At 42.9% G+C, this 25,292-nt stretch carries 19 protein-coding genes and 1 pseudogene; 7 read left to right on the top strand and 13 right to left on the bottom strand.

Going from position 1 to position 25,292, the window contains the following annotated elements; translation table 11 throughout:
* Window positions 1–74 precede the first annotated feature (74 nt).
* The 8 genes from H0262_RS13280 to H0262_RS05975 form a co-directional block, all read right to left on the bottom strand.
* The gene (locus tag H0262_RS13280; RefSeq protein WP_220432381.1) at window positions 75–209 is read right to left on the bottom strand and encodes a putative transporter small subunit; all 135 of its coding nucleotides are present in this window, start codon (window positions 207–209) and stop codon (window positions 75–77) included.
* A gap of 88 nt (window positions 210–297) precedes the next feature.
* On the bottom strand, window positions 298–1,953 hold the full coding sequence (locus H0262_RS06005) for a sodium:solute symporter family protein (RefSeq protein WP_220432393.1): 1,656 nt from the start codon (window positions 1,951–1,953) through the stop codon (window positions 298–300).
* Between the two features lie 747 nt (window positions 1,954–2,700).
* Window positions 2,701–3,714: a formate dehydrogenase accessory sulfurtransferase FdhD gene (locus tag H0262_RS06000; protein ID WP_181210066.1), complete on the bottom strand. Its 1,014-nt coding sequence runs from the start codon at window positions 3,712–3,714 to the stop codon at window positions 2,701–2,703.
* A 60-nt stretch (window positions 3,715–3,774) separates the two neighbouring features.
* Window positions 3,775–6,117 carry an FdhF/YdeP family oxidoreductase gene (locus H0262_RS05995; RefSeq protein ID WP_181210065.1) on the bottom strand — a complete coding sequence of 781 codons (2,343 nt, stop codon included), beginning with the start codon at window positions 6,115–6,117 and terminating at the stop codon, window positions 3,775–3,777.
* 456 nt (window positions 6,118–6,573) lie between these two features.
* The gene (locus H0262_RS05990; RefSeq protein WP_011513927.1) at window positions 6,574–7,368 is read right to left on the bottom strand and encodes an ABC transporter ATP-binding protein; all 795 of its coding nucleotides are present in this window, start codon (window positions 7,366–7,368) and stop codon (window positions 6,574–6,576) included.
* A 31-nt stretch (window positions 7,369–7,399) separates the two neighbouring features.
* On the bottom strand, window positions 7,400–8,299 hold the full coding sequence (locus H0262_RS05985) for an ABC transporter permease (RefSeq protein WP_011513926.1): 900 nt from the start codon (window positions 8,297–8,299) through the stop codon (window positions 7,400–7,402).
* 349 nt (window positions 8,300–8,648) lie between these two features.
* Window positions 8,649–9,674, bottom strand: a complete 1,026-nt coding sequence (locus H0262_RS05980) for an ABC transporter substrate-binding protein (protein WP_011513925.1) — start codon at window positions 9,672–9,674, stop codon at window positions 8,649–8,651.
* Between the two features lie 139 nt (window positions 9,675–9,813).
* The gene (locus tag H0262_RS05975; protein ID WP_181210064.1) at window positions 9,814–10,863 is read right to left on the bottom strand and encodes an ABC transporter substrate-binding protein; all 1,050 of its coding nucleotides are present in this window, start codon (window positions 10,861–10,863) and stop codon (window positions 9,814–9,816) included.
* 422 nt (window positions 10,864–11,285) lie between these two features.
* Here H0262_RS05975 and H0262_RS05970 point away from each other — a divergent pair, with 422 nt between their 5' ends.
* A complete protein-coding gene (locus H0262_RS05970) occupies window positions 11,286–11,723 on the top strand; it encodes a hypothetical protein (protein ID WP_133104496.1) in 438 nt (145 codons plus the stop codon).
* Window positions 11,724–11,822: 99 nt separating this feature from the next.
* Here the strand turns inward: H0262_RS05970 and metG are convergent, their stop codons facing one another.
* Window positions 11,823–13,925 (bottom strand): methionine--tRNA ligase, encoded by a 2,103-nt coding sequence (metG, locus tag H0262_RS05965; protein WP_181210159.1) that lies wholly within the window; start codon window positions 13,923–13,925, stop codon window positions 11,823–11,825.
* A gap of 408 nt (window positions 13,926–14,333) precedes the next feature.
* Complete coding sequence (locus H0262_RS05960) at window positions 14,334–15,749, bottom strand: GntP family permease (RefSeq protein ID WP_181210063.1); 1,416 nt, start codon at window positions 15,747–15,749, stop codon at window positions 14,334–14,336.
* A 358-nt stretch (window positions 15,750–16,107) separates the two neighbouring features.
* On the opposite strand from H0262_RS05960, the gene H0262_RS05955 reads away from it, so the two are divergent.
* The 3 genes from H0262_RS05955 (at window position 16,108) to H0262_RS05945 (ending at window position 18,464) form a co-directional block, all read left to right on the top strand.
* A complete protein-coding gene (locus H0262_RS05955) occupies window positions 16,108–16,821 on the top strand; it encodes a CoA transferase subunit A (protein WP_020443730.1) in 714 nt (237 codons plus the stop codon).
* Between the two features lie 76 nt (window positions 16,822–16,897).
* A complete protein-coding gene (locus H0262_RS05950; protein ID WP_011513919.1) occupies window positions 16,898–17,527 on the top strand; it encodes a CoA transferase subunit B in 630 nt (209 codons plus the stop codon).
* A 136-nt stretch (window positions 17,528–17,663) separates the two neighbouring features.
* Window positions 17,664–18,464 (top strand): 3-hydroxybutyrate dehydrogenase, encoded by an 801-nt coding sequence (locus tag H0262_RS05945; protein WP_181210062.1) that lies wholly within the window; start codon window positions 17,664–17,666, stop codon window positions 18,462–18,464.
* A 488-nt stretch (window positions 18,465–18,952) separates the two neighbouring features.
* On the opposite strand, the pseudogene H0262_RS05940 reads toward H0262_RS05945, so the two are convergent.
* Window positions 18,953–20,234: pseudogene (locus H0262_RS05940) on the bottom strand (IS256 family transposase).
* A gap of 348 nt (window positions 20,235–20,582) precedes the next feature.
* Here H0262_RS05940 and apbC point away from each other — a divergent pair.
* The 3 genes from apbC (at window position 20,583) to dcd (ending at window position 23,817) form a co-directional block, all read left to right on the top strand.
* Complete coding sequence (gene apbC, locus H0262_RS05935) at window positions 20,583–21,809, top strand: iron-sulfur cluster carrier protein ApbC (protein ID WP_149409551.1); 1,227 nt, start codon at window positions 20,583–20,585, stop codon at window positions 21,807–21,809.
* Window positions 21,810–21,965: 156 nt separating this feature from the next.
* Window positions 21,966–23,105, top strand: coding sequence for a DUF2804 domain-containing protein (locus H0262_RS05930; RefSeq protein WP_181210061.1), 1,140 nt, complete (start codon window positions 21,966–21,968; stop codon window positions 23,103–23,105).
* A 136-nt stretch (window positions 23,106–23,241) separates the two neighbouring features.
* Window positions 23,242–23,817 carry a dCTP deaminase gene (dcd, locus tag H0262_RS05925; RefSeq protein ID WP_020443725.1) on the top strand — a complete coding sequence of 192 codons (576 nt, stop codon included), beginning with the start codon at window positions 23,242–23,244 and terminating at the stop codon, window positions 23,815–23,817.
* 89 nt (window positions 23,818–23,906) lie between these two features.
* Here the strand turns inward: dcd and H0262_RS05920 are convergent, their stop codons facing one another.
* Window positions 23,907–24,350, bottom strand: coding sequence for a ClpXP protease specificity-enhancing factor (locus tag H0262_RS05920; protein ID WP_181210060.1), 444 nt, complete (start codon window positions 24,348–24,350; stop codon window positions 23,907–23,909).
* Window positions 24,351–24,476: 126 nt separating this feature from the next.
* Window positions 24,477–25,091 carry a glutathione S-transferase N-terminal domain-containing protein gene (locus tag H0262_RS05915; protein ID WP_181210059.1) on the bottom strand — a complete coding sequence of 205 codons (615 nt, stop codon included), beginning with the start codon at window positions 25,089–25,091 and terminating at the stop codon, window positions 24,477–24,479.
* Between the last annotated feature and the right edge of the window lie 201 nt (window positions 25,092–25,292).

Raw genomic sequence — 25,292 nt, 5'->3', positions numbered from 1 at the left:
ATAAAGACCGATTATTTAACAGGTTAGGTCTATTTAGCGTCATATCACGATAAATCCTAGCCTCAATTAAGCCGCTAAACGATACTTTTATTGTTATCTACAGCCTTTTTTACATCTCTATAAGTGGCAGTGCAAATAAGTATCAGTACACTCAGCGTGATTGCTGGCCAGATTAAGATATAAAGCCCATAAAAAAATGTGGTTTCCATATTAACTCCTTTATTTTAGGTATTAAAAATGAATGATGAATACATCAAGCCATTAAAAAATTCATCAAAACGTCGATAAGATATAAATCTAGTTTTGAACGTTGGTTGTCGGCGGTATGTTGGGTTTATTGTCATAGTCGCCAACGCGCTGTTTAATAAGGTCAAAGTCAAAATGCTCGTTGCTCATGAGGCTGATAATGACGCAGACGATTGTACTGGCACCATAAGCGGTCAGTGATGCAAGCAGCACCATATATTGACGCAAGAAACCAGTGGCAAATATCAGCATCAGTATCAGTGTAAGGGCAGCAGCTGCTACAGCCATTTTTCGACCTAAAAAGCCAAATACCATCAGTCCAATCACCACAGCAGCACCAACGCTTGCCAATACTTCAAAAAATAGCGCCGTAACGCCAATGATAGGGATGAGCTCAAAGCGAGCGATACAGAATAATAATAATCCGACGATGACGGCTGAGGTAAAGGCAGTGTTTGTCACGCGATTCCAGAACACACTGGCAATCACTGGGAATACAATCGCACCCCATAACGCACCGACAAAGACTAACATCACGAGAATATCAAGCTTAAAGCTGGCAAAAATCAATCCTGCTGCCGTAGCGACAATCATGGTTCCGCGACCGACAAGCATCATGGTTTTTGGGTTTACGCCGCCTTTTTTGGCAATATTCTTGCCGTAGATGTCAGCCATCATAATGGTAGATAGTGCTGATAAATCTGAATCAGCCGTTGAGGACAGGGCACCAATAACCAAGATAAAGAATAAGGCGATGAATACCGGATGTAGATAAGTGCTGACCATTTGCGGAATCAAATTATTCATATTGCCATTGAGCGGCTCAATACCTATGGTTAATGCCATAAGTCCAATCATGCCGAGACCAATTACAATACCGGCATAGCCGACAGTAGCAGTAATAAAGGTTGCTTTAATTTTGCTTTTATCAATGGCAAATAGACGTTGGGTAATGGTTTGATTACCAATAGCATAAGCCAATACTGCGACAAAATAGGGCGCACCTTGCTGAAAAAAGGCCTCGGATGAAAAGAAGTCTTGTTGCTGCAATGTTAGATTTGAAAGCCCACTGACCATGACGGAAGGACCACCCATGGAAAACAGTACCGCTGGGATAATGATGACACCAATCGCCATTAACGCGACCAATTGGGCAAAATCGGTGAATACTGAAGCACGAAATCCAGAAGTTAAGGTATAGCTTAGCACTCCGACGCCGGCGATAATTACCCCTGTTTGGAATGACAAAGGTGATAATACTGATACCAATGCGCCAGCAGCGGTGAAATTGACCATCAAGCTAATTAAGCTGCCCATAAGGTTAGATATGGCTAAAATTAATTGGCTTGATGAGCCATGGCGGGCGTGAATAAGTTCACCCAAGGTATGTCCATTTGGGGCAAGTTCACGAAATCGCATCCCAAAAGGGTAGATGAATAAAATCATTAAGGCACCCCAAAAACCATAATGTAATGGTCCTGAGACGCCATATTTATAGCCGGACGTGGCAGCTGCATAAAATGACGCTGCCCAGATCCAAGTAGCGGTCATACTGGCAGCACCCATACCAAAACCGACGTTGTGACCGGCGACCATAAAGCCTGAGGTCGTCTCCTTATCTTTTTTTATTAATAAAGACAGCAAATACGTGCCACCATAAAATGCCAGTAATAGCAAAATGATGGTTAATGCTGAAAATTGGAACAATGACTCAGTTTTCAAATTCCTACCTCGCAATTGTTATAAGTAAAATGTAGATTAAAACGTATTCTCCCAGACTATGAGGTATGCAAAAACGACCTATTCAGTCTATAGGTCAATTATAGGTAGCACGCAACGAGATGAACCGTCACAAAAAAAATCGAAAGCGGATGGCTTTTGCCTCTGCATGACTTCATCATAAATTATGAAGGATATGTCAAAAATCATAGGGACAACGCTCGATATGCGTCTGTAAATGGCTGAACCATTACACTACGAATGATGCATACGTGATATAGCTGGCTGCTGATAAAGGCTTGTACAAGCATCTATAGCAATAATACGGATGAGCGGTAAGTCGCAACTGCTTGACTTATGCTAGGTTTAGATAGCGTGTATCAGATATATATAACCATGGATCGAGTATTGCTTTACTTATCTATGGTCTAATAAACATAATCCGTAATCGTGATGGCAAGTGATAAATGTCTAAGCATTTAACTTGACATACATAGCATTGATAATTAAAACTACAGTAATGTTAAATATTAGTAACATGTTTGTGCCTTAAGACTAACCTATTCTGCTATCAATCACAAATTTTATGGTTAATTATTATAAATAATGATATATAAAACTGACCATTGAAAAGTCTGTTCGACAGATAAGGAAGATATTAAAAAACAAAGTTTGATGGAAGTGGTTAGACAAAGAATGTGTTCAAACATTAGAGTAGAAGAGGGTCTACGTATTTTAAGAGTCGGCATAACCTGCGTAGTAAGTCACGCGGTTATCACGTAAAAATCCTGCCAAACCTAAGCCATAGCGCTCAGCAACCCGTACCGCGGTACTGGTCGGTGCAGACATACCAATCAGCCAAGGTATACGACTCCGAATGGATTTTTGTACCAGCTCAATCGATAAACGCGAAGTCATTAGCACATAGTCAACCTCTGCCTTATGATGCAACTGCCATCCTATGAGCTTATCAAGGGCGTTATGGCGCCCCACGTCCTCAAATAGGTACAGTTGCTGCTCGTATAGGGTTGCAGCAGCATGGACAGCACCTGTGAGCTGATGGGTGTGCTGGGCTGCATTGATTTGTGCCTGCATACTCAGTAAATCGTCAAGACTAGGCATCGCTCTACTAAGCAATAGCTTGTTTATCTGATATTTACTTAGATCGGGTAGTGCCTGCGTTAAACCCGTTATGCCGCACATACCGCATCCTGTGCGTCCTGCCAATTGGCGTTTTTGCGCTTGAATACGCTGATGACAGCGCTGGTTTAAGACTAGCTCGACCACGTATATATCATAGTCTTGCAGCTGCTCTGAGAGCTGATCCAAGCTTATAAGCTCATCAGTCACATTAGAATTAAGAGAGTCTTTATTAGAAGAATTTTGAATGAAAGAATCAGGCGTAAAATTTGGATAACTTTCATCGTCTGTTAATTGAGTAATATCCCAATCTAGTAATTCATGACTATGCTGAATCAATCCTTCACTATATAAAAAGCCGATGGCAAGGTATTCGAGCTGATAAGGACTTGCCATCAAGACAGCGTAGTGAATGCCATTAATTACAATGGCTACAGCTGCCTCAACAGCCAACATTCCTGACTTGGTATCAATATCCAGCGGCGCCTTCTTAGCAGCATCTAAAAATGTATCTGATGCATAGCTGTGTTTATATGCCACATGTAGCCGTGACAATGGCGCATCTTTCTTAAAGCTATCTTCTGCCGCCAAGTGAGGTTTGTTTGCCATTGTGAGTGCTTATTAGCCTGTGTTATTAATAAAATAAAAGTCCTGGTGCCGAGACACCCATCATACGGCAGTTGCCATACTGCTTTGTTCAAGACACTTCAATACCACGATAACAGACTTATAAGCAGGTGTTCTGGATTCCGGCGCATGACTGTCCAAATCAAGGAGGTCATTACATTCAGGATAATAGGTTGCCACTGCATTCGCTGCAATATCCATCTCTGTCAGTATTAAAGGTCCTAACGTGCGCTCAGAATTTTGACTGTCTTGGCGCGATACCATGATTTGATCGCCTTTTTGCCAACCTAAGCGACTGATTTCATCTGGATGCATAAAGAGCACGTCACGACGATCAGTCTGTCGGTAGCGATCTTGGAAGCCAAATATCATGGTATTAAATTGATCATGACTACGGACACTGGTTAGTTGCCAGACGTTTTGCTCAGCGGACTGGTTCATATCAAAGATTTGATTGTTTACTGAATTATTTTGATAATCAGATGTCGGTTGTGCCATTTGCGCGGCAACGTAGGTGATCGGATATTGCGGTACTTCAAATTGTGCTTTGCCACTATCCGTATTCCAAATCCGATGACGCGCCGCATGATACAAGTGAAAACCACGCTCAGCAGCACGAATACGCTGATTAAAATCCTCAAATCCTTCAATCGCTTGCTCAATATAATCACGAATAATATCAAAATCCGAACTCATATCCTGCCAAGGAATGGAAGACTCAGAGCCAAGCACATAAGTTGCCATGTCTGCAACGATTTGTGCTTCAGATTTTAGCGTGTCACTAATGGGTTTTAAACGTCCTCTGGTCGCCACAACTTGACACATTGAATCTTCAATAGTGGCAAACTGCTCACCTTTATCAGTGATGAGGCGCTCGGTACGACCGATGCAAGGCAGGATAAGGTTGTTTTTACCAGGATATAGCATGGTTTCGTTAAGCTTGGTTGCGACAAAGACATTCAACTGAGTGGTAGTCAGAGCCGCTTGAATCGCACTTTTATCTGGCGCGGCAACCGCATAGTTGCCACCCATACTAACAAAGGCTTTGATGCCGCCTTTTATTAGTGCCTTTGCACCGGCGATGACATCAAGACCATCTTCTTGTGGCATCGGCTGCTTAAAAACGCGCTCAAGACTATCAAGCAAGCTCTGCTTAGGACGTTCATGAATACCCATGGTACGATCACCCTGCACGTTTGAGTGTCCACGTACAGGCGATGCGCCTGCACCATCGATACCAATCATACCCATCAACAATAGCAAGTTGGTAATCATGGCAACATTATCCTCGCCTTGGACATGCTGAGTGATGCCCATGCCCCATGTACAAATCGTTGCTGGACTCTCAGCAACTAACTTTGCGAGCATAATAATCTCTGCTTTACTAATGCCACAGCCAAGCTCTACATCCGTCCAAGATTGCTGACGTAACCAAGCATCCAGAGCGTCATAACCTGAGGTATGCTGCTCAATAAAACCACTGTTTATTTTACCGTTTTTGGTGAGCCATTTAGCCATGCCAGTTAATAAAGCCGCATCGCCACCGATTTGTATTTGGATAACCTCATCGACCATCTCATCACTTTGACCTGCTGCCATATGGGAGGGTTTTTGCGGGTTTCTAAACTTGCTTAGACCCTGTTCGCGCATGGGGTTAATAGAAATAATGCGGCAGCCTTGCTTATGCGCGTGCGCTAGCATCTCAAGCATACGTGGGTGATTGGTTGCAGGATTTTGCCCAAACATTAAAATCAATTTAGCTTGCTCAAAATCTTCCAATATTACGGTTGCTTTACCGATGCCTAGCTGCTTACCTAGCATCACTGACGTTGGCTCATGACACATGTTTGAGCAATCAGGCAAGTTATTGGTGCCAAAACAGCGCACAAATAGTTGAAACATAAAAGCAGGTTCGTTGGTTACCCGTCCTGAGGTATAAAACAGTGCTTCATCTGGCGAATCAAGCTGTTGCAATTGGTCAGCGATAATCTCATAAGCTGCTTGCCAAGAAATCGGCAGATAGCGGTCTTGAGCAGCATCATAATAGAGTGGTTCTGATAAGCGTCCACTGTGTTCAAGCTCATAGCCTGACCAGCCTTGTAGCGCTGTGACCGTATTATTAGCAAAAAAAGCCGCATCTGCTCGTCTGTTCATCGTTTCACTGGCAATGACTTTGATACCGTTTTCACAGACATCTATGGCCTTATTTGACTTGTGATCCGGCCATGCGCAGCCCGGACAATCAAAGCCGTCCTTTGGCTGATTGCTATGTAAGACGCTGATACTGCCGCGCAAAAAAGCCTTGTAATCCATTAAGGTACGCGTAGAGGCAATCAGTGCAGGCCAGCCCGCTGCAGGGTGTATATAAACAGGAATTTTGCGCATGATAAACCTTATAAGCGAGTGCTGATAGATAACGGTTGTTTTACTAAGAGCAGATGTATAAACGCTTACTATATAATGGCTAGTGGCAAAGTGGTGCTATCATTACTTATCAATAACAAAAACCTCAAAGCAAATTAGGCGTGGCTGATGAGTAGAGGGCTTTGGTATATAAAAAGCGAGCTGATTCAAAAGATATAGTCAATGAAAAGTAATATTGACATATTATGTACTGCTGGTATCAATTTTTCTTACTTGCTGTACCTACGCAGACAGAGGCTGCAAAAAAAATTGTACCCGCAGTACCGTAGCGTTTTTAGGGTATGTTGACTATAGTGACGTTAGATTCTCAATTGGGAATAACGATCAGATATTATTTTTATCGTAAATCAAAAGCAAAAAACGCCTACTTCATCGTAGGCGTTTTTTATTTATATTCAAAGAAATACGTGTTATCGGTTAGCTCAAAATCAAACTATCATCATCAACTTTCTCGCCGCGCGTTTGCTCAAACATATCGAGTAAATCATGCACAGTCATGCCTTGACGTTTATCACCAGCCACATCTAATACCACCTGACCTTGATGGAGCATAACGGTACGTGTGCCATGCGCGAGCGCTTGCTGCATCGAGTGCGTGACCATCATGGTGGTGAGCTGATTATCAGTGACAATTTTATCTGTTAGCTCTAACACAAAAGCGGCAGTCTTAGGGTCAAGCGCCGCCGTGTGCTCATCAAGTAATAGAATCTTAGACGGCTGTAGTGATGCCATCAATAGGCTAACGGCTTGGCGCTGACCACCGGATAACAGACCCATGCGGTCAGTCAAACGATTTTCTAAGCCAAGTTTTAAGACCGACAATTTTTCGCGAAATAAGTCACGGTTATTTTGGTTTAGAGCAAAGTTTAAACCACGTTTACCACCACGCTTATAGGCAAGCGCCATGTTTTCTTCAATCGTTAACGCTTCACACGTTCCCGCCATTGGGTCTTGAAAGACACGAGCCACCCAGTGGGCACGCTGATGGGCGGTTTTTTTGGTAACATCAATACCATTTAACAAGATTGAACCACTATCAACGCGTGTGGTACCACTGACCGCATTTAAAAAGGTCGATTTACCGGCGCCATTGGTACCGATGACGGTGACAAATTCACCATCAGCGATATTTAAATCGATACCACGTAGGGCAGGGTTTTCAATGGGCGTTCCAGGATTAAAGGTCAACCGCAAATCTGTAGCTTGCATCATAATTATTATTCCTTATGGGTGCACATTGACATTAAGCCCGAACTTTACGACTTAAGAATTTATTTTTAGCTTTTGGCAATACCAATGCCAATACCACGAGTAGGGCAGTAATCAAGTTCAAATCTTGCGGCCCAAAGCCGATACTACGTAGCGTATCGCTCGATAGTGCCACTTGAATAAACAGCTTGTATAACACCGCACCGACGACCACTGCAAATGTAATCAGCCAAATGCGTTTAGCTGGAATAATCGTCTCACCGATGATGACCGCTGCCAAACCAATAACGATAGTACCGATACCGATCGAGATATCTGCGCCACCTTGGGTCTGGACAAACAGCGCGCCAGCTAATGCAATCAAACCGTTAGAGATTGCCATACCAATGATGGTCATCCATGAAGTATTGATACCTTGTGCTTGCGCCATACGTAGGTTTGAGCCGGTTGCTCGCATAGATAAACCGGTTTCAGTACTATAAAACCAATTTAAAAATAACATGGCCAGTAGCACGACAATACCAATGATCAGACAGCGCATCCAATAGCCATTGCCATCATTAACCAAAGTACTAAAGACAGTCGTTTCACCCAACAGTGGCAAGTTTGGCGCACCCATAATCCGCAAGTTGATAGAATAGAGCGCAACCATCACCAAGATACTGGCAAGGAGCTGTAGTATGCCAAGCTTAACGTGCAACCAAGCAGTGACGATACCGGCAATTGAGCCGGCTAGCATACCAAAGGCGCAAGCAAGCCATGGATTGACACCAGCGATGATAGAGATGCCAGCGACCGCACCACCTAATGGAAAACTACCGTCAGCGGTCAAATCAGGGAAGTCGAGGGTACGAAATGAGATAAGGACGCCAAGCGCCACGAGGCCATAAATCAGACCACTTTCAAGTGCACCAAAAAAAGCAATTAAAGACATAAGAGATCAGTAAGTCATAACCAAGTGTTTAGAGAACCATGAGGTTGAGACGAGTGGCATATATCAGCCATCATCTACAAGCCAAACACTTAGGCGGTGAATGTAACAGATTGTATAATCTGCAGCTAGGGTAAAGCGCAACCGATCACTGTCATAAATGATCATAATCTTTGCTTATTGAAAGCCTTTAAACAACAAGCCCAGCCTACTGACACATAGCTGGGTTTTGTTTGTAGCAATAATTCGCACCAATAAATAGCAAGGTAAAGCTAATGTAGACGATAATGACAGCTTGCGCAATCAACATTATCATCTACTGTTTGTTTTATACTGATTAGGTAAAAGGCAGTTACTCTACCACTTCTTTTGCTTTATCAATAACCGCTTGTGGTAAGGTGATGCCTTGCTCTTTAGCATGTTTTGGGCTGACATATAAGTCAAGAACTTTTGGCGTGTATACGGGAATTGCGCCTGCTTTTTCACCATTTAGGATACGTACAACGATTTTGCCAGTTTCACGACCAAGATCATAGTAGTTGACGCCCAATGCTGCGATGGCACCGCGCTCAACTGAGCTAGTATCCGAAGCAATTAACGGAATCTTACTTTCTTTAGCGGCTTGATATAGTGACTCATAAGCTGAAACCACATTATTATCCGTTGAGGTATAGATCATATCGACTTTACCTTCTAGGCTACGTGCTGCCATCGCAATATCAGTACTACGCTGGGCAGGGGCTTCATGTACTTTGATGCCAAGTGGCGTCAGTTTTTCTTTTAGATTTTTTAGGATAATCGTTGAGTTAACTTCACCTGGGCTATAAACGTAGCCGACGTTTTTGAGACTAGGAATAATTTGGCGCATCAAGTCGATTTGTGGCTCATAAGGAAGCGCATCAGAACCACCAGTGACGTTGGTGCCAGAACCATCAAGTTTTGAGACCAGTTTGGCTTCAACCGGATCAGTAACTGCTGAAAACACTAACGGGATACTGCTGGTTGCAGCAGCAACTGACTGAGCCGATGGCGTACCAATAGCAATGATAACGTCTGAATTGTCGGCGACGAATTGCTTGGCAATCTGACCAGCAGTGGCAGTATTACCTTGAGCACTTTGGAAGTTAACTTTCAGGTTTTCACCATCTTTAAAGCCGGCATCGTTTAGCTCATCGATTACGCCTTTACGTACGGCATCAAGTGCTGGATGCTCAACGATAGCGGTAATAGCCACCGTTTTCATTTCTGTTGTGGTATCGGTGCCCGCAGTACCATCAGTCGCGGTACCTTCTTTAGCTGGCTGATTACAACCAGTCAAAATAGCGGTACATATACCGCCCCATAAAAGAGCTTTGGCAAAACGATTCTGATACAACATGGGTCTTACTCCTGAAAATAATAATGTGTCCGTACATTATATAAAAGATAAATAGAAGATCTTACGTACTGCGGTTATAAACAGTGTTTGTTATAAATTATAAGCTATCTACTGCGTATTCACTCTTATCTACTAGCGATTATTTGCTGGCAGTTTTTGCTTTTTCATCGACATTAATAGCATTTTTCAACAGCTCATCTGACAGTACTACACCTTGCGTTTTAGCATGTTTAGGGCTGACGTAGAGCGTCAATTCGTTCATGACTTCAGGCTTAACGGTACTGACCGCTTCACCATTTAAAATGCGATAAACCATCTTACCTGTCGTACGACCAAAGTCATAATCATTGACACCAAGTGCTGCTGTGGCGCCGCGTTGGACACTGAATTCATCAGAGGCAACAATAGGCAGCTTTAGCTCATTGGCAGCTTGTGCCATCGCTTCAAAGGCTGAGGCAACATTATTGTCAAACGAGGTATAAATAATATCCGCGCGACCCTGTAAGCTACGTGTCGCCATACCGATATCTGTTGGACGGTTGGCTGGAATATCTAGTAATAATAAGCCACGTGCTGGCAGTGCTTTTTTAAGCGCATCACGTAGTGATACTGAGTTGGCTTCACCAGGACTGTATACATAGCCAATGGTTTTGAGGTCAGGCTTGATTTTTTGTAGCAAATCTAGCTGCGGCTCTAATGGCAATTGGCTTGAGAGTCCGGTCAAATTGCTTTGAAAGGGTTTACCATCTGCAGTGATCAATTTGGCACCCAGTGGGTCTGAGACGGCGGTATATATAATTGGTATGGTCGTGGTTGCAGAGACGATAGATTGTGCCGATGGGGTTGAGATAGCAACGATGGCATCAGGATTGTCGCCGACGAACTGCTTGGCAATTTGTCCTGCGGTTGCGGTATTGCCTTGCGCACTTTGAAAGTTAACCTTTAGATTTTGACCTTCGACATAACCGTTGTCCGCCAACTCATCAATAATGCCGCGACGCATATCATCCAATGAGGGATGCTCAACGATTTGAGTAATTGCCAATGTTTTGGCAGGTTTTTGAGCAGTAGTGGTACTGTCATCGGTAGTCGTTGTAGTATCTGCAGGTTTAGAGCAGGCTGATAATCCAAGCGCGGCGCTCATCGCAGCACCAAGTAGGCTAAAGCGTAAAGTAGTAGCAAAAATCATTTTATAGTGGCTCGTAGGTTAGAAAGTGCAGGTTACCCGAGTCAATGTTATGTGAATACTGAGATAACGGGCTAACATCAAAGTAATCAATCCATTGATCATTATGTTCATATTATGACAGTAATGTAACTTATCGCAATAAAAAATTAAAGCGTATTCGTCACCAGTGTTATTAAAGCAAGTATTGACTGTTTTATTTGGCAAAATCATCTTTATTCGGCAAAACTCTGCTTAAAAAACGCACAAACCAGCAATTCAGCGATTACAAACGCACTTTATAATAAACGTAAGCTAATTTTTATACGAAAGTTACAGTGAGTCTGAAATCCATATCATTATTAATCATGCTGACCTTAGTGAATGTTCAACAGACTCTACCATCTACTTAATCTTTTTCAAATGAATATTTTAAGGATGACATTATGAACACTACTAATCTTAAGTTATTAACCATCGCTGGCATTACAGCGATCTCATTGATTTCCTTACCTGCTATGGCAAAAGAGGGTCACGGTAATAATCATGGCAAGGGCAAATCTGCGTATGTCGGTAAAGATAAGCATGAACAAGTACAGCTCAAGCAGCATCAGTCAGAAAAATATAAATTTAAAAATGGTTATAGCAGCAATGCCCAGCCTAACATTAATGCTTATCGTCATGCTAACTCAAACGCCTCATTCAAGCGTGATCTCGATCAATACGGTTACAGAGTAGTCGGCAACATTGATAGAGATATTTATGATCGTTCAGTAATTTTAGACCGTTATGATGACCGCTATGTTCGTATTCGCACGCCAGAAAATAAAATTGTGACGGTCGTTAATGATACGTTGCAGATCATTGATATTTTGACCAGATAAACAGCAAGCTTACTTTCTATTCTTTTTAACATAAAAAACGGTCTATTTAGACCGTTTTTTGTTTTGTTCTTTTGTTATTACTTAATTAATTTAACGTTTTTAAGCAAGTGAATCACCGATAACGGCTTCATCAGGTAAGGTCATTACCACCAGACCTGTTTTCGGGTCGCCTGACGACAATATCATGCCTTCCGATATGCCAAATTTCATCTTACGCGGTGCCAAATTGGTCACGCAAATAACCTTTTTACCTTGTAATTGCTCAGGCTCATAGAATTTGCGAATACCGCTAAAGACGTTGCGAGGTTGTGCTTCACCAACATCTAGTGTGAACTGAAGTAGTTTGTCCGCGCCTTCGACATGGTTGCAAGCGATAACATGAGCGACTTTCATCTCGACTTTGGCAAAGTCCTCGATACCGATATAGTCTGCTTGTTCGGTACTGCTTGGCATTGCTGCAGGTGAGGTATTTTTTGCTGCTGCTTTATCGTCTAGGCTAGCGGTAGGCGCACCTCCTTGTGTCAATGAGGCTTTAGAATCTTCAACCATCGCTGCAATATCTTTTTCTTCAATACGCTGCATCAGTGGCTTAAACTTATTAATTTGATGACCAAGCAACCACTCATTACGGCTGGCAAAACTTAAATCATCAATGTTCAAGAATTCTTTAGCATTGGCAGTCAGCTCAGGTAATACAGGCGCAAGATATACCATTAATTGACGGAAGATATTGATTGCCACAGAGCAGATATCTTGAACTTCTTGCTCTGCGCCTTCAACCTTGGCAAGCGCCCACGGTTTTTTGTCATCGATGTATTCATTGGCTTTATCAGCACACTGCATAATCAGGCGCATGGCACGAGAAAATTCACGGTTTTCATAAGCCGCAGCAATCTCATCGCCCGTCTTGGTGATGTCTTCTAATAGGCTTGGCTCAGCACAGACGTCTGTCAGCATACCATCATACTTTTTGACCAAAAATCCAGCGCTGCGACTGGCGATATTGACTACTTTACCAACGAGATCAGAGTTAACCTTTTGCATAAAGTCTTCTAAATCAAGATTAATGTCTTCGACTTTGTCAGATAACTTACTCGCAAAGTAATAACGCAAGTATTCAGGATGCAAATGCTCCGCATAAGTGTCGGCTTTAATAAAGGTGCCACGCGACTTACTCATTTTTTCGCCATTGACCATCAAGAAGCCATGAGCAAAGACGCCAGTTGGGGTACGCAGCTCACTACCAGCAAGCATGGCAGGCCAAAATAGCGCATGGAAGTAAACAATATCTTTACCGATGAAGTGATACACTTCGGTTTTATGCTCGTTTTCTTGCGCCCAATAATGGTCAAAGTCTAGAGCCTCTTCTGTACCTGCACGTTTATCACACAAGTTCTGAAAGCTTGCCATATAGCCAACAGGCGCATCTAGCCATACATAGAAGTATTTATCTGGCTCATCGCTTGGCGTGTCTGGAATTTGAAAGCCAAAGTAAGGCGCATCACGCGAGATATCCCAACTGGTCAAGCCGGCATCGAACCACTCTTGTAGCTTATTGGCAACTGAGGTTTGCAAGCGATTATCACTGCGCGTCCAATCCTTTAAAAATTGCTCAAACTCTGGTAAATCAAAGAAATAATGCTTTGAAGTCTTTAGAATAGGCGTCGCATTTGATAACGTAGAGTACGGATCTTTAAGTTCTGTCGCATCATAAGTCGTACCACAAACTTCACAATTATCACCATATTGGTCGGTAGCGGCGCACTCAGGGCAGGTACCTTTAACAAAACGATCGGCTAAAAACAGCTGTTTTTCAGGGTCAAATAGCTGCTCCACATCACGAGTAGAGATATGACCTGCATCTCTAAGGCGGCGATAAATCAGCTCAGAAAATTCCCGATTTTCTTCTGAATGCGTTGAATGATAATTGTCAAAATTAATCAAAAACTTAGCAAAATCGGCTTCATGAGCAGCTTGCACATTGGCAATTTGCTGTTCTGGTGTTACGCCATTGTCTTCGGCTTTGAGCATGATGGCAGTACCATGAGCATCATCAGCACAGACATAAGTCACCTTATGGCCTTGCGCCTTCATCGACCGTACCCAAATATCAGTTTGGATATACTCTACAAGATGCCCCAAGTGAATGTCTCCATTGGCGTAGGGCAGGGCACTGGTTACTAAAATCTCACGCACTTTCATCACCTATATTCTTATATAAACGGGTTGGTTATCAATAGAAATTGAAAAAGTGTGCCTATGATACCGTAATTCGGCTAAATTTGTGATATTGCTTACGAATTAATATGGTAATAAGCGCTATAGTTGATTCACTTTTAGAAGAGTGCAGCGCTACTGGTATTAATTATTCGTAGACTCTGTCTGCGTAGGTACAGCAAGCAAGAAAAGTTTATACCAGCAGTACGTTATAATAAGTGTAATGTATTTATTGATATTTATGATAAAAGTCCAACATAGTAAATCCTTATAAAGCGCTCATAAAAACCCCGCTAAGCAAAAGCTTAGCGGGGTTTTTGTAGTCAATTTACAACAGTGAAGCTGTCCCTTTTTTAGATTGACTTCATTATATGCTTTACTGATTCAACCCAATTAAAATGAACCAAACATCGTGCCCAAGGTAATGACAACGACGACAGCAATCAGTGGAATCACCATAGTGACCATTGCCAAGTTTAAGTAGGACTGTTTATGTGTCAGACCACAAATGGCCAACAAGGTAATGACCGCACCACTGTGTGGTAAGGTATCCAAACCGCCTGCTGCCATTACCGCCACTCGGTGCATGAGTTCTGGATCAATACCGGCTGCGACTGCCATTCTTAAATAGTCTTCACCCAAGGTTGATAGTGCGATACTCAAACCACCGGATGATGAGCCAGTGATACCAGCCAACGTGGTCATAGCGACTGCTTCTGAAATGAGTGGATTGTCTGGTGTTAGGTTCAAGATACTATCACGAATGAGCAGAAAGCCTGCTAATGACGCGATAACGGCACCATAGCCTACTTCCGACGCGGTATTAAAGATCGGTAACATCGAGTCATAAGTACCGCGGTTGATGGTTTTTTGTAGATTGGTCCAATGACCGAGACGCATGACGATTAGCACGATACAAGCTACGACCAATGAGAGGATAATCGACCATAGACCAAGCGAACCTGCGATATTCAAATCTGGGAACTGAGCCTGTAGGCCACTAAAATCCATCGATGGGAAGACAAAGTAAGTTAGTAAAGCGTTCAAACTGATGACCAGTATCAGAGGAATCATCGCAACGGTGAATGAGGTATGATGGGTACTAAGCAAGTTGGTCTCTGCTGCGCCTCCACCAACACCGCCTACATCACTCTCATCATGCTGACCATATCCTTCACCAGCGGCATTCGCTTTTCTGGCACGCGATTGCAACCACAACCAACCACAGACAAACATGATCGTACCACCAATAAGTCCCAAGACAGGTGCGGCAAATACGTTGGTATTGTAATAAGGAATCGGAATAGCATTCTGAATGGCAGGCGTGCCAGGTAATGCTGTCATGGTAAAGGTAAACGAACCTAGGGCAATCGCTGCTGGAATCAAGCGCTTAGGAATATCAGCGGCTTTAAACAAGTCTTTGGCGATTGGATAAATAGCAAATGCCACGACAAACAGTGACACACCGCCATAGGTCAAAATACCGCAAACTAAAATAACCGCCAAAATTGCTTTACTGGCACCAAGCTTTTCGACCACCGTTTTGGCAATCGCTGTTGCCGCCCCAGAATCTGCCATCAAACGCCCAAAGAGTGCGCCTAATAAGAAGATAGGAAAGAATTTGAGTAGGAAGCCACTCAATGCGCCCATAAAGACATCAGTATAAGCAGGAATACTGCTTAAAAAATCACCTGAAAGCAGTACGGCTAAAGCAGCCATAATTGGCGCTAAAATCAGTACGGAATAACCGCGATAAGCAAAGAACATCAAAAGTAATAAAGTAATAATAATAGCAAGTGTGCTAAACATGACTGCCCTCCTTGGCTAAGTTAAGCCTGAGAGTATGCAGGGCATAGGGAAATAGGTCAATAAAATTAAACGTAACGGGCTATTTAACGTATTTTATCAAACATTATTTTAGACAATTAGGATGGTGACCTCACCCATATTGCTCAAGCTGCGCTGCCTTGTACGCGCTTTATATTATTGTCTAGTCGCTGCTAGAATTATATGTTAAGTTATTACAGCTGTACTCTATATTTTATAGTGATATAAATTGTATTGCTTTAAATATAAAACTGATTGGTAGTCTAGTGTTTGCTTAAATAAGCAAAACCTATAATGAATCAATGTAAATAATAAAAATGAGACGTGTAAGGAGATAAGCATGAGTCAATCAAAGGTGTATGACAGCGCAGAAGCGGCGTTGAGTGGTATTGTGCGTGACGGACAGACGCTGGCGATAGGTGGTTTTGGTCTATGCGGTATTCCTGAAGCGTTAATCGAAGCATTGCGGGATAGTGGTGTTGAAGATTTGACGTGCATCAGTAATAACGCTGGTGTCGATGACTTTGGCTTGGGATTGTTATTACAGACGCGCCAAATTAAAAAAATGATCTCATCTTATGTGGGTGAAAATAAAGAGTTTGAGCGCCAGTACTTGGCAGGCGAGTTGGAAGTTGAGCTGACTCCGCAAGGTACATTGGCAGAAAAACTGCGTTCAGGTGGTGCAGGTATTCCGGCATTTTATACCGCAACTGGCGTTGGTACCTTAGTTGCTGAAGGTAAAGAAACCCGCGAATTTGACGGTCGTACTTATGTGCTTGAGCATTCATTACGCGCTGATGTGTCTCTAATCAAAGCGCAGAAAGCGGATAAAGCAGGTAACTTAATCTTTAATAAAACGGCGCGTAATTTTAATCCAGACTGTGCGATGGCGGGCAAGATTACTATTGTTGAAGTTGAAGAGATCGTAGAAACAGGCATCTTAAATCCTGATGAGATTCATCTGCCGGGTATTTTTGTGCAGCGTATCGTATTGAATAGCAGCCCTGAAAAGCGTATCGAAAAGACAACAACTAAAGTGGTCGAAGGCGCTTAATCATTGCGATTACAGCATAATTAATAAATTAATAAATTAATAATAATAGAATATCGTAAAAATTAAGGAAGCTACCATGGCATGGACAAGAGAGCAGATGGCACAGCGTGCCGCACAAGAGTTACAAGACGGTTATTATGTTAACTTAGGCATCGGTCTACCGACACTCGTTGCAAACTATATCCCTAAAGACGTCGATGTCTGGCTACAGTCAGAAAACGGCTTATTAGGTATTGGCGAGTTTCCTACTGCAGAAAACGTCGATGCAGATTTGATTAATGCAGGTAAACAAACGGTCACTGCCGAATCAGGTGCGAGTTATTTTAGTAGCTCGGAGTCGTTTGCGATGATTCGTGGTGGTCATGTCAACCTTGCAATATTGGGCGCGATGGAGGTCTCAGAGCAGGGCGATTTGGCAAACTGGATGATTCCCAAAAAAATGGTCAAAGGCATGGGCGGCGCGATGGATTTGGTCGCAGGCGTACAGCGTGTGATTGTGCTCATGGAGCAAGTTAACAAACACGGCGAGCCAAAAATCCTTGCCAATTGCGAATTACCACTGACAGGGAAAGGCGTGGTTGATCGTATTATCACAGAGCTTGCGGTACTTGATGTGACTGATAATGGCCTAAAATTGGTTGAGCTTGCAGATGGTGTTAGCTTCGATGAGCTACAAGAAAAAACACCAGTGAGCATTGCTCAATAGCTTTGATAAACCACTCAATAGTTCAAATACTGATTAGTAAATTGTTTAATAGCCACTATATTTTAGTGGCTTATTTATAGGCTTCATTCATTACTACTCATCACTACACACCATCACCTATTATTAAGGATAATATATGGCGACCCAATTACAACAAGATTTGACCGGCAAAGTAGCATTGGTCACAGGCGCTGCCAGCGGTATCGGACGTGATATCGCCGAAACTTATGCTAAGGCAGGCGCGGCAGTCGGTATTGCAGATATTAATCTTGAAGCTGCTCAGCAAACTGTCGATGCTATTGAAGCCGCAGGTGGGCGTGCCGTTGCAATTGCGATGGATGTAACGTCTGAAACTGCTGTTAATAACGGTGTTCAGAAACTGGTCGATACCTTTGGCGGTATTGATATTCTGGTATCTAACGCCGGTATCCAAATCATTGACCCTATCCATAAAATGGCGTTTGAGGATTGGAAAAAAATGCTTGCCATCCACTTAGATGGGGCATTTTTGACCACTAAAGCTGCCGTACAGCATATGTATAAAGATGACAAAGGTGGCACAGTGATTTATATGGGTTCTGTGCATTCACATGAAGCCTCATTATTTAAAGCACCTTATGTCACCGCCAAACATGGTTTACTTGGTCTATGCCGTGTATTGGCAAAAGAGGGTGCCGCCTATAACGTACGCTCGCATGTGATATGCCCAGGGTTTGTCAAAACGCCTTTAGTCGAAAAACAAATCCCTCAGCAAGCGGCTGAAAAAGGCATCAGCGAAGAGTCAGTAGTGAACGATATTATGCTCGTTAATACGGTTGATAAAGAATTTACTACGGTTGATGATATTGCTCAACTGGCTTTATTTTTGGCTGCATTTCCAAGCAATGTCTTTACCGGACAATCGATTGTCGCAAGCCATGGCTGGTTTATGAATTAATAGTACGAATTAAGAACTTGTTTGATCAGTCAGCTTAATTGCTATGAGCTTGCTAGAAAAGACCAATCGACTAGGATTTAGCTTCATATTGACCAGAGCCAATGATATTGGCTCTTTTTTATGAGCACTCGTTGGGCCATTTTGGGCGCAGGGATAAAGTGATGAATAATAAAGATATATCAGTAAAGTAAAGCAATACTATTGAAAGACAGGATTTTAAGCGCGCGATTGATGCGGTGCAGACGTTAAGTCCTAGTGATATTGTCGATATCACAGCGCTGATTAAGCCCAAAGTTGCTTGGTAATTATTACAGCAGTTGCCCAATCGCTCGATAATATTTGCGTATCCAGATGCCGATATTCAGGGGACGCTTGCTTCGGTATTCCTCGTGCTGTGTTCGCGGTGATTCCATAGTGTCGATGGTATTGGTAATGAGTATGATGTCTGTGGTGATGAGAGCCTATCCCAGATTCTGTGTAACTGCCCTTTAAATTAAATGCTTACTGATGCGGTCATCAAACATAATCATAAAGCGATTAAGAGCAGACGTCCAGTTACGAATGGGCATCGACCACTTTTTGGATGCCTGCTGGGTTGCCAAGTACACCACTTTAAACGCCGCCTGGTCAGACGGGAACACCTTACGCTTATTCACCGCTGTCCGAATCACGCTGTTTAGCGACTCAATCGCATTAGTAGTATAAATCGCTTTTCTGATGTCTTTCGGGTACTCAAAGAACACCGTTAAGCCCTCCCAGTTATTGCGCCAAGACTTAATAACATGCGGGTACTTATCACCCCACACCTCATCAAAGTGCTCAAGATTGGCCTCTGCTATCTCAAGCGTATCAGCGCCGTAGATGGCCTTTAAGTCAGCCGCTACTGCCTTCTTATCCGTCCATGGCACAAACTTCATTGAATAGCGCACCATATGAACGATACACAGCTGAACCTGAGCATTGGGATAGACGGTATTGATGGCATCAGGGAAGCCCTTTAAACCATCGACACAGGCAATGAGTATGTCTTGTACCCCACGGTTTTGTAGTTCAGTGAGAACGCCTAGCCAGAACTTAGCGCCCTCATTCTCTGAGAGCCACATACCAAGCAGCTCTTTCTTACCATTAAGACCGACGCCTAGGGCTAAGTAAATGGCTTTGTTGATGATCTGCTTGTCTTGACGTATCTTCACGACGATGCAGTCCAAATAGACGATAGGATAAACACTGCTTAACGGCCGGTTCTGCCAAGCGGTGATGTCCTCTAATATGTTATCGGTGACTCTTGAAACCAAGCTGCTTGAAATGTCGACGTCATAGAGCTCTTTAATGCTCTCTACAATCTCGGTGGTGGTTTGTCCCTTGGCGTATGAGCGAGGATCAGCAAGTGTCTGGGAGACACTTGCCCGAAGCGCAAGACGTAAGGCTATGCCTGTAGTGAAATATGATCTTGTCATCAAGCCCTGAGATACGAGTTTGATACTTGCGCACGAGTGTAGGTTCAAAGTCACCATCACGCTCCCTTGGGGTGGAAATCTCAAGGTCACCTGTGTCACTGCGGACTGTCTTTTTAGTGTGACCGTTGCGCTCGTTTGGCTTGTCTGCTTTCTCATGCTTGGGGTAGCCAAGATGGTCTTCCATCTCAGCTTCTAAGGCAGTATCGATAAAGGATTGCATGAGCTGCTTTTGAAAGTCTTTGATGTCATCAAAGCTATTCATGCTACCAGCCATTTGCTGGGCCAGTTTTTTAATGTCAGATTGAGTAGTCATTGCTTATTCTCCGGTTAGTGGATTATAAGCAGTTACACAGTTTTTAGGAAAGGCTCGGTGATGATAAGCTGCGAGCTTGCCTTTTGTATTAAACAAACTCATCCTTGTCTCGTGTCATAAAGTAATTCATCTATGTTATTTGATATCGATGATACCGTAGGCTCAAAGCTGTACGCAAAATGCTGTCTTACTGGCATCATGGTTTTTTTATGCTTGCAATTGAGCTACACTGACACGATAAAAGGTTTGGCTAAAAAGCTTATGGCTTCTATCGTTAATTATTCTCGTTATAGTATTAATAATACTTTTTAGCATACCAACCCACTTGTATAGGCAGTCACGGTCGCTATGTTTAATTTTATGAAGAAAAAACCCACCGCACAAAAGGAAACTCCAGAGCAGAAAGCTGCGCTTGATAGCGCTGTTGATAAAGTATTGCTGGGTTATCACGTTGGGGATAGCAGTATTGCTACGATGGTCACTGGGCTTGAGCGTAATGGTGGTGAGCTGACATTAGAGTTGCGTCTGCCACATGAAAGCGATCCTGAGGCCATTCAGCAAGCGCTTGGGCAGTTATTACAGCCGCATGGTATTCAAAGCATTCATATGAATGTTCGGATACCAGCGCCGATGAAAGGTGAAGGCTCAAGTTTGCCAAAAGCAATGCCAAAAACCACCAATGCGATGGATAGTCATAGTAAACCTGTTGCCAAGAGCGATGATAGTACGGTAAATGCTGAACCACCTATCACTAAGCAAGCTCCTACCCAAGCGTCGTTGTCCGCTCATCCGCGTATTCGTCATATCATTGTCGTTGCCTCTGGTAAGGGCGGCGTGGGAAAATCAACCACTACTGTCAATATCGCTTTGGCATTACAAAAGCTCGGCAACCGCGTTGGTGTATTAGATGCTGATATTTATGGACCCAGTATGCCAGCGATGCTAGGTGTGAATAGTATCAGACCTGAGCTTGAAAATGAGCAGTTTGTGCCAATCAATGCGCATGGACTAGCGATGTTATCGATTGGCAGCTTGCTTGATGGTGATAATACGCCTATCGCATGGCGCGGTCCAAAAGCGACCGGCGCGTTGATGCAGCTATATAATCAAACCAATTGGCCACAGTTAGATTACTTAGTCATTGATATGCCACCAGGCACCGGTGATATTCAGCTCACCCTTGCTCAGCGTATTCCGGTGACGGGCGCTGTCATTGTGACGACGCCGCAGCATATTGCGTTACTTGATGCGCAAAAAGGCATTGAGATGTTTAATAAAACCAATATTCCTGTGCTTGGCGTGGTTGAAAATATGGCGCTGCACACTTGTAGTAACTGCAATCATACTGAAGCTATCTTTGGTACAGGCGGCGGCGAAAAGATCGCTGAGCAATATCAAGTGCCGCTATTAGGACAGCTTCCACTGGCAAGCGCTATCCGTGCACAGGTAGATAAAGGTGAGCCAAGCGTATTAGTCGATGATGAGTTTGCGTCTTACTATCTGAGTATTGCCAAAAATATTGAAACCAATATTAATAAGTTTGCCAAACCGGTTAATGATAAGCGTATTTTTTAATGGTTATAGTTTCCTACTAGGAATCACAGCGTTTTATTTTTAATGGGCTATTGTTTGCTATTATAGTGAAGTATTAGTTAGCAATAGCAATAGCAATAGCCATTACATAACAAACTGCTTAACTCTTGGTATAAATTTGGCTAGGATGCCGCCATTATGATTCAAAACAATCATCAACCTTTTTCTGATATCGCTAATGAATTGAAACCAGCGGTGCTCGACCAACTAATCCAAAAAGGTCAGCCTCATTCTGGTATTTTTGCCCAAATCAAAGACATCAACTATTTAGATTATCACAGCCACCTTATCTCACAGAAACCTCTGCCCAATTGGCGTAAAGATTTAAAAGCCAACCAATTCTGCTTTATTCAAATCATTCAACCACCTTATCGAGTCTGCTTGGCACTGGCGACTATTAAGCTTGCGACCAGTGCTTTTGTTTATCTTTATAATGATGAAACAAACGAGATAGAGGTGTGTGAAGCCTTGCAGCCTTTGACGCTTGATACGCGTTTAAAGGGTAGTTGCTATCAAGGGCAGATGGCATTTAGACATAAAAAGCTGACATTGACGTTAGATTTTACCCCGTCACAAGTCAACGTTGTGTTAGACAGTCAGTATCTGGCTATTGAAGCAACGTTACAGCGGCAGTCGCAGCCATTGGCGGTCTGCACACCGACTGGCAGGCGTGGTTGGACTTTTACGCAAAAAGAGCCGCTTACCAAAATCGTAGGTCACTTAGCTATTAAGGCCAATTCAACGTTTAATAACGAACATCAAGCTCAGCAAATATCATTCAATGATGACACTATTGCCAATTTAGATTGGACACTTGGATATATGCGTCATGAGACCAATTGGTTTTGGACATGTATCAATAGCTATTTGCCAGATGGTCGTCATTTCACATTGAACTTATCGATGGGTGTTAATGAAACGGGCACTAGTGAAAATGCGTGCTGGCTAGATGGGCAGATATGTTATTTACCGCCTGTTATGTTTCTTCGTGATGCTCTAAATTTGCCATCCAATCAGCAAGACACTGTTGCTAATAGGTTAGATGACACACCGCAGCCTTGGCATATCTATCATCAAAACCTTGGCTGGAGCAATGTTGATATTGATTTAACCTTTACCCCTATAACGGTTTATAAGAAGACCGATAACTTTGGTATCGTTGCCAGTATTTTTGAGCAATGGCTTGGTTTTTATAATGGTGAGATTAGAATCAAACAAGAGGTGATTAAGCTTGATAATGTGATGGGACTGGCAGAAGATCATTATGCAAAATGGTAGGCGATTATCGTTTTGACTAGAGATTTATTTTAAACGTAGCCAAGCCTATAAATTGAGCGCTCAATTCCGTATAATCGTCGCTATCAAAACACCATCCATATTATAAGTTTTATTTTATATCTGCTAAGGAATAACAATGTCTATCAAGTCTGACCGCTGGATTCGCAAAATGGCTCAAGAACATGGCATGATTGAGCCGTTTGAAGCCGGTCAAGTACGTTTTAATGATGCCGGTGAGCGTTTGGTCAGTTACGGTACCTCAAGCTATGGTTATGATGTACGCTGCGCGCCTGAATTTAAGGTTTTCACCAACGTACATTCAGTAATTGTGGACCCTAAAAACTTTGACGAAAAAAGCTTTATTGATGTCATCGGTGACGAGTGTATTATTCCGCCTAATTCTTTTGCATTGGCTCGTACGATGGAATATTTCCGTATTCCACGCGATGTATTGACTATTTGCCTTGGTAAATCAACCTATGCCCGCTGCGGTATCATTGTCAATGTCACACCACTTGAGCCTGAGTGGGAAGGGCATGTGACTTTAGAGTTTAGTAATACCACCAATCTTCCTGCGCGTATTTATGCCGGCGAAGGCGTTGCGCAGATGCTGTTTTTCCAAAGTGATGCTGATGATGTCTGTGAGACGAGTTATAAAGATCGTGGTGGTAAATACCAAGGACAGCGCGGTGTGACCTTACCAAGAACCTAATCGTTTAAGGTCATCACCACTTTTGGGCTGACAATAAAAAAAGCTGACCGTATATAATACGATCAGCCTTTTTTATACCGGAAAATTGACTATTTTAATACTTTTAAACCGGCTTTATTATCACGTTTGGGCTTAGGAGCTGCTACGTTTGTTTTAGAGCTACTACTCGCAACGGCATCGTCTTCAGGCACATAATTGTCATATTCATTGGGGTCAAAAAACATCCCTTGAGAATTCTCTTTTGCATAAATACCTAGCACTGCTGTGAGCGGTACCCAGATCTCTTGTGATACACCGCCAAATCGCGCACTAAAGTGGATATAGTCATTCTCCATACTCATATTACCGGTGGCACGGCTGGCAATATTGAGCACGATACGACCATCTTGCACATGCTCTTTTGGAATTTGAACATTATCGGCGGTTGCATCGACCATCAGATACGGCGTAAGCGCATTGTCTTCTATCCATTGATACAAGGCACGTATCATATAAGGACGTGTTGGAGTAATAGATGTGGTTTCTTCGCTCATCTTTGGCTTCCTATATTGACGGTATTAAGTAAGGGTTAAAAGGTATCAGTGGCAAAAGATTATTTGCAGAAATTCATTTGCGCTTCATTATTTGTTATTTTAAGGCAGCATTTGACTGTTGTCTAATTAACGCACGCTTTTTTGAAAGCTATCTCGCTCAAAGACCCGTTTTTGATACTCAAACAGAGGGCGACTGATAGCGCGTGGTAGCTCAATGTGCATCTCTTCCAATCGCCATAATAAAGGTGCTAGCAGCACATCACACCAGCCAAACTCATCTGCCATAAAGTAAGACTTGTGCGCAAATAATGGTGATATAGTGATGAGCGAATCGCTCAGCTGTTTTCTAGCCATAACCGCTTGAGCTTTATTAAAGCTGTCTGGATGCATAAGCAATCGCTTACCGAGTGAGAGCCAATCGCGCTGAATACGCCATGCTAACTGGCGAAATTGTGCCCGCTCTTGTGGCGTCTCAGGCAAGAGCTTATTGGCATGATAACGCTCTTCAAGGTACTCAAAGATGACGTTAATCTCATAAAGCGCAATCTCACGCTGCTGTAGGACAGGTAAAGTATGATAAGGGTTTAGCTCGGTTAAATCCTCAGGACGCTCAGAATGCAAACGTGATAAATAATAAGCGAGCTTCTTTTCTTCAAGCAATAGGCGCACCACATGACTGTCGTAGCCGTCATCAGCGTATAAAATTAGCTGACTACTTGGAATGTCATTCGCATCAATCATGAAAGCCTAATGTTAATAGTAAAGCCTGCCATCGTAAACAATGTTGCTGTGTTTATCAAGGTAGCGTACGTAAACACTGTCGCTTAAAAATTTGGCGCTTAGCTCGCTTTTGCGGCTGATTTATAAATATTTAAAGCATAAAAAAGCACTACCGAAGTAATGCTTTTTTTATACCAACATCTTGCTCGATTATCAATATCG

Origin of the sequence: Psychrobacter sp. D2, from assembly GCF_013608135.1 — a bacterium.
Classification (GTDB): Bacteria; Pseudomonadota; Gammaproteobacteria; order Pseudomonadales; family Moraxellaceae; genus Psychrobacter; species Psychrobacter cryohalolentis.
Note: the sequence above shows the minus strand (reverse complement) of the source record. Positions and strands in the feature narration are given on the sequence as shown.